At 69.2% G+C, this 6576-nt stretch carries 4 protein-coding genes and 2 pseudogenes; 3 read left to right on the top strand and 3 right to left on the bottom strand.

The window, feature by feature from the left end:
- Positions 1-657 precede the first annotated feature (657 nt).
- Positions 658-783, top strand: a pseudogene (locus AC07C1_RS35385) (CsbD family protein); the annotation flags it as partial.
- 14 nt (positions 784-797) lie between these two features.
- On the opposite strand, the gene tpg reads toward AC07C1_RS35385, so the two are convergent.
- From tpg to AC07C1_RS35370, 3 genes are all read right to left on the bottom strand, one after another.
- A complete protein-coding gene (gene tpg, locus AC07C1_RS35380; protein ID WP_478945859.1) occupies positions 798-1355 on the bottom strand; it encodes a telomere-protecting terminal protein Tpg in 558 nt (185 codons plus the stop codon).
- Positions 1356-1361: 6 nt separating this feature from the next.
- Positions 1362-3668, bottom strand: coding sequence for a telomere-associated protein Tap (tap, locus tag AC07C1_RS35375; protein WP_478945858.1), 2307 nt, complete (start codon positions 3666-3668; stop codon positions 1362-1364).
- A gap of 136 nt (positions 3669-3804) precedes the next feature.
- Complete coding sequence (locus AC07C1_RS35370; RefSeq protein WP_478945856.1) at positions 3805-5439, bottom strand: CehA/McbA family metallohydrolase; 1635 nt, start codon at positions 5437-5439, stop codon at positions 3805-3807.
- Between the two features lie 208 nt (positions 5440-5647).
- On the opposite strand from AC07C1_RS35370, the pseudogene AC07C1_RS35365 reads away from it, so the two are divergent.
- A pseudogene (locus tag AC07C1_RS35365) lies at positions 5648-5852 on the top strand (transposase); the annotation flags it as partial.
- Positions 5853-6133: 281 nt separating this feature from the next.
- On the top strand, positions 6134-6568 hold the full coding sequence (locus tag AC07C1_RS35360) for a VOC family protein (RefSeq protein ID WP_478945854.1): 435 nt from the start codon (positions 6134-6136) through the stop codon (positions 6566-6568).
- Positions 6569-6576: the final 8 nt, after the last annotated feature.

Below are 6576 nucleotides of genomic sequence, written 5' to 3'. Positions count from 1 at the left end.
CACGAGTACGAGACCAACCACTACGCTCAACACCAGCCCCAACCGGCGGCTGGAGTCAACGCATAGAGCCTCCACCGATCCCGGAGCGATTCACAACTCTTGTGCGGCTGAGATGAGTTAAGTCCACGTCGATCCCAAGTCAGCTCGCATACGTCAAAAGGGACTCACGCGAGCACCAGGTCGATCAGCTGACGATGGAAGGCACTCGCAGGGCGCCCACACTGGTTCAAGGAGACCTTCCACCGGTCGAGAAGGGCCGCTTTCGCCGCGGGCCTCATTCAGACGCGAGGGTGGCCCATTTCATCGTCCGGACGGGCGCGAGCACCGGCCCCGCAGAAATTGGAGGCGCAGGTTCCACTGCTGATTCTGCGGGACCGGTGCACTACTCACGTACCCTCTGATGCGTCCGATACGCCCGATCCATCCCTACCGTCTGCATCGGCTACTGCTGTTCTCGCGCGTTGAGACGCCTGTGACTACCAGGGGTACCAGCGGTACCAGCGGCCCCTCCGGCCACCACTGCCGCGGGCCGGACGACGAAGCCCAGCAGCCACAGGACCAGAACGATCAGTGCGCTCCGTCCCGCGCTCACCTCCACCGTCAGAGGTCATGCGCGCAGCCAGCACCTGGCACCGGCACCCAAGGAAGGTGAGCAGCATGGCCGCCAGCGAGAAGGCCCGCGCCAAGGCCGAACAGGCAGTCGGCAAGGCCGCCCAGGCAGCCGGACGCGCCGCAGGCAACGAGAAGCTGATCGCCAAGGGCCGCGGGCAACGCCGGCGAGGCCAAGGAGTCGCTCACTACAAGTCGATGTCGATCCGCTCCACGTCGGTGAACTCAACATCCAGGCCATGCGCACGGGTGTTGTTGGCGCGGAAGTACATCTGCGCGAGGCCCTCGGCCGCGATGTGCTGAAGCTGCTGCTCGGGGGCGCCTTGCTCGCGGGCCGTGAACAGGCGGTCGGCGTAGACCGGCGGCAGGGCCTGGGTGATGTCGCGGATCCGGGCGTCGTCGGTCGTTCCCGGCGCGGCCGTGAACCCGAAGCGGGCCCGGGTGGAGACGACCAGGCCGTCGGTGGAGGCCGCCTTCATGCGGGCCTTCGCCCGGATCTTCGGCTGCCACCGCTTCTTGACCTCACGCTCTATGCGCGCGGCGAGTTCCTTACGGGGACGCTTGAGCTGTCCCTTCACATACCGCTCGACGGTACGCTGCGACACTCCCAGCAGCTCGGCGACCGGCTTGGTTCCCTTGAGCTGCTTGACCAGGTATTTCATCTGCGCCTGGGCACTCTTGGGGACGGGTCGGGTGAACGCCTGCTCCAGTGCGCGGTCGAGGCTGTCCCCGAGTGAGTCCGCCATGGTCGGCTACTCCCCTTGTCCGGCCGTCGGGTCGTTCTTGATCAGGTTGGCGGTATTGAACACGCCGCCGTGTTCCTCGAACTGTTCCTCGGCCCACAGAACGGTCTGGGTGCCCTGATGCTTGACCATCCCCGGCGAGACCCCGAGCCGGAACGTGCCCGGCATCGGCTTGCCCTCGGGTGTGTGCGGCAGGACGTCCAGGGGGGACGGGCCGGGCGAGGGGTAGACGATGGCGTCGGTGCCGATCGCGACCGGGTACAAGTCGGCCGCCGCGGCGGTCCTCATCAGCTTGCGGTGCAGACCGATCCGCTGGTTCGCCAGTACGGCGGCCCGGATGTCCGGGCGCCATGTCTCTCGCTTGAGTGCCGGCCACGGCTCGTAGTACGGGACCTGGCCCCGGTTGCGCTGGCGCAGCTTGCCGATGCCGCCCTTCGCCGTCGCCTTGATCGCGCCCGCCAGCAGTGCCATCGTCGGGTCGACCTGCTTGGAGCGGGCCATCGCTTCCAGGAACTCGGCCCCGCCCATGTCGGTGGTGACGCCAAGGTCGGCCATCGTCGCCACGTACGCGTCACGCAGGCGTTTGTACCAGCCGTCCAGGTAGCGGCCGGTCCGGGTACGGACGTACGCCTCGATCGGCGCGACCTCGAACCCCAGTTCCACCGCGTAGGCGACGGTCGGGGTGGCGTACCAGGCCGGGCCTGCCGGGTGGTCGCCCTTCGGCGTGAACGGCGAGGGCAGCCGGTCGCCGTCGACGGTGCGGCCGTCGATCTCCACACGTGACAGGTCGGCATGGCTCAGGTCGACCAGCCACGAGCCGGGCAGTGACGCGTCGAACTTCGGGTTGTCGGTGAGGTGGGTCGGCCCGTTCAGCCCGACGGTGAGCCCGTTCGCGGCGGCGGCGAACGACATGTTGATGTCGACCGCGACCAGGTACCGGCGTGCGCACTCCTCATCGGTCAGCGGCCGGCACCAGTCGTAGGGCTCCTCCATCAGCATCTCGGCCGGGGTGCGCAGGTGGTGCCGGGCGAACCTCCCCTTGAGGATGGGGTGCTCGTCCGGGACCTCGCACTCCACCACGTCGTACACCCGGGTGAGCGCGTCGTCGTTGAAGACCCGCTTGAACTCGCCGGTGGCCTCCTCCTTCTCCGCGCGGGTCGGCGGGCGCAGCGCGGTCATCAGCTCCAGACCGGTCACGGCCGCGGTGCCGCGCGGCGTCATCACCCGCTCCGCGTACGCCCGCAGGTACCGGGCGAGATCGGCCGGGTGCATGCCCGGCAACTGCGGGTTGTCCTTGCGGTCCCATTCGCGGACGTCCAACGCGTTCCAGGCCGGGATGCACAGCTGGACGCAGCGGCGCCGCGATCCCTCGGCCGGGCGGTAGATCCGCGCCCACGGCCCGAGACCGCGCCGGGTCAGCTTCCAGTCGGCCTTGGCGAGCTGCTTGACCACCTTGTGGCCGTCCGGGAGCCGGCCGTCGCGCCGCTCCCCCTCCGACAGGGCGGTGGGCAGGCCGTACCGCTCCAGCGCGGCGGGGGTGAGGACGAGGAGCGGATCGGCGTCGCGGCCGTTGCGGTGCAGGCGGGCCTGGCCGAGTCTCGCCTCGGCCAGCGTCCACTCGACCAGCGCGGGCAGTGATCTGGCGGGCACGTCCAGGACCAGACCGCCGACGCAGTACGCGTGCACCTGTCCGCCGTCGTCGGCGTCGATCACGGCGAGTGGACCGTTCTCGAAGCGCGGGTCCGTGGACGCCGCCGGGGCGGCCGGCTTCTTCGCCGCCGCCTTCTTCGCACCCAGGCGCCGCGGAGACGAGGTCGTGCTGCTCATCGGGGGCTTCGGGGCTATGGGGGCCGTTGAGGTCTTGGGGGCCGTTGGGGTCTTCGGGGACGTCGAGGACGCTGGGGACGTCGGGGACGCTGGGGCCTCATCCAGCGGTGGGGTGGGAGGCGGGGGCGGCGGACCGACTGCCGGCAGGCTGGCCTTCGCCCTGGCTTCCTGTTCCTGATGCTCCTCACCTGAAGGGATCGCCGACGGCGTGTGTGACCCGGTCATGGCGGGGTCCGGGAACCGGGCTGCGAGGCCCTCCAGGAGCCGGGCGTACGCGGCGCGTTTGGGGGGCCGCGGTTCGCTGCGGCCGGATTCCCAGTTGCCGATCGACTCGCGACGGGTCTGCAACGCTTTGGCGACCTGGTCCTGACTGAGCCCGGCAGCCTCCCGTAGGCGCTTGCGCTCCGCGGGAGGCGGCAGGGGGTCCTGCGCCACCCGCTCGAGCAGCGCATCGACAGCACTGAACAGCGCCTCATCATCATTTGGCACAGGCTTACCTCCACGGATATCTTATCAAATCGCTCGCCAATGCCTCATGAATTCAACGCTGATCGCGCAGATCGGTGTATGGGGAGGGATCCGGGGGGATCCGAGCCGGCCCTCAGCTGCGCGGAACCGTCGCCCGTCAGCTGCGCGGAACCGCGTTCAGCAAGACAGGGTTGGTCAGGGCGGCCATCGGGCCGAACAACAGCGCGTCCCCCATCGTGTTGCCCTGCCCCGGGCCGCCGTCCGCCATCGGGTGCCGTACCTCGGCGCGTACGTACGACGCGAGGGAGGCCGTCGTCCGCCACACCACCGTGCCGGAGCCGGAGGCGCCCACCGACTCCTGGTGCATCTGACCCTCGTCGGTGAGGAACCGGACCGTGCCGTGGGGCACGCCCCGGACGTCGAGGCGGACGTCGACCCGCGCGTCGGCGGGCACGCTCAGCGTCTCCCCGATCCCGGCCTGCCTCCCGTGGCCGGTGGCGGTGAAGGCCAGCTCCACGGAGGACGACTCCGCGATATAGCTGCAGCCCGCGCGGATGCCGTCCATGATCGAGTCGGTGGTCAGGTCATCCGCGCGGATGACGTTGTGCGGCAGGCCGATGACCTGCGGGTCACTGTGCGCGTCGCTGTTTCCCACGGCCGGCAGCCAGCGTTTGCCCGTGCGGACCGCCTCACCGAGCTTCTGGTCCCAGGTACTGACCGCGTGCTCGTCGTCGTAGGTCCACGGACCGGTCCACACCTCGGTGGCGTCGGCGTCCTGGAAGCCGAACTTCCACTGGCAGGCGACATACGCGCAGTACATGTGCGCGGGCACCACGAGGCCGCCGCCACGGCGCACCTGGCGCGCGAAGCGGCCGAAGGCGTCGTCGCGCGAGCGGTAGCGCCAGTCGATCCACTCGCCGGGCGGCAGGCCGAGGGCCAGCCAGTGCCCGTTGCGGGTGGTGACCTCCTCACCGGTGATGATCAGCAGGTCCGGTCCGGCGTACTCGCCCCACACCCCGTGCGAGGCGGGGGTGTTGTGGTCGGTGGAGACGATGAAGTCCAGCCCGGCGGCGCGGGCGCCGGCCGCGACCTCGCCCGGCAGGCGCTTGCCGTCGGAGTAGACCGTGTGCAGGTGGCAGTCGCCGCGGTACCAGTCCCGGCCGCGCCCCTTGGCCCGTCGCGGCGGGTACTTGTTGACGTGGGCGGGTCCGGGCTCGCCGTAGGTCAGCGTCACCTGGACCCGGTAGTTCATGCCCTGCGGCGCCACCTGGTACGGCCCGAGCACGATGTTCCATGTCCCGGCGTGAACCGGGCCGGGCAGGTATCCGGGCGTGGCGTCGCTGTTGCCGATCTCGAACGAGGTGCGGAAACCGCCGGACCAGCCGCGGAAACCACGGCCGCCGAGCGCGATGCCCCGCTCGTCGAACACGCCGATGTCGCAGGAGTTGCCTGGCATGCCGACGGGAACGGTCGGCTTGTCGTAGGAGTACGAGACGGCCATCTTCCGCACGCCCTTGGGGACTTCGACCGGCAGGTAGACGAAGTCCGCGGCTCCGGTCTCCAGGAACCCGGAGATGACGCGGGTCGCCTCGCCACCGGCCGGCGGGGTGCCACCCGCGGAGCCGTCGGCCGCCTGCGCGAAGGAAACCGGGGGAAGGGTCAGCGTGGAGGCGCCGGCCAGCCCCGCGGTGAGCAGGCGCCGCCGGGCCGGTCCCGCGCCCGGGTCGTCGCCGCCGGCGGCCTTCGGGGTGAGGGGGTCAGCGTTGTGCTCGCAGTGTCCGTCAAGGCACATGGTGTCCTCGGCAAGTCGGGGAAGGTACAGGCTGGACAGGCTGAATGCACCGGAAGCGTTCAGACCCTGATGCGCCATGGTGGACGCCGGATGGTCCCCGGCTGAAGGGCGTGCGGCACGTGGGTATCGGCCTGCCCGCACCGGAACCGGTCGTCCCGACCATCACCCGGGGGATCCTGTGTCACACCTACGGCCGGGGCAAAGACCAGGCCGGGGCAAAGACCAGCACATCCCGGTACCCGGCTGGCCGAACTCGATCATCTGCGCACTCGAGCCCGGAGATCCTCATCATCGCGGACGCCGGCTACGACGCACCCCGTCTCGCGTTCCTGCTCAGGGACCTGCCGGCGCAGGTGCTGGCCCGTATGCGCTCGGACCGTGTCCTGCGGCGGGCCGTCCCGCCTCGGCAGCCAAGACGACCAAAGAAGAAGACAACGACCCCGAAGCCCCGTCGCACAGATTAAAGATCAAGCTAAGGCCTGTCCCGCAACTGGTCTTGACATGAGGGTTGGTTGTCAGTACTGGATCCTGGGGACCACGGGGGCGCTCCGCACCGGCACGGTCGCGTCGATCTCGCGGACTGTCCGGTCTGGTCACCTGGTGTCCAAGGTGACCCACCGCGACGGGTGGCGGGCGGATCCGCCTGGGGGGAAATGAGCGGTAGAGTCCCAAGTCCCCTTGGTACGGTGCACCGATGTCAGCGATCAAGAAGTTCCAGGTCACCTTTGACTGCGCAGAACCTGAGCGCCTCGCTCGTTTCTGGTGCGAGGTGTTGGGGTATGTCATACCGCCTCCACCGGAGGGGTTCGCCACCTGGGACGATTTCAACCGCACCCTCCCTTCTGAGGAGCGGGGTTCATGGTTCGCCTGCAGTGATCCCTCAGGCGTGGGCCCGCGCCTGTACTTCCAGCGCGTCCCCGAAGGCAAGACCGTCAAGAACCGGGTGCATCTCGACGTCCGGGTCGGCACCGGGCTCGTGGGGGACGAGCGCCTCGCCACACTCGAAGCCGAGTGCGCACGACTGGTCGCACTCGGCGCCACCCACGTGCAAACGCTGTATGCCGATGAGGAAAACGAGTCGTGCATCCCAATGCTGGACATTGAAGGCAACGAATTCTGTATCGACTGAGCATTCAC

Source organism: Streptomyces sp. NPDC045022, assembly GCF_056432605.1.
Note: the sequence above shows the minus strand (reverse complement) of the source record. Positions and strands in the feature narration are given on the sequence as shown.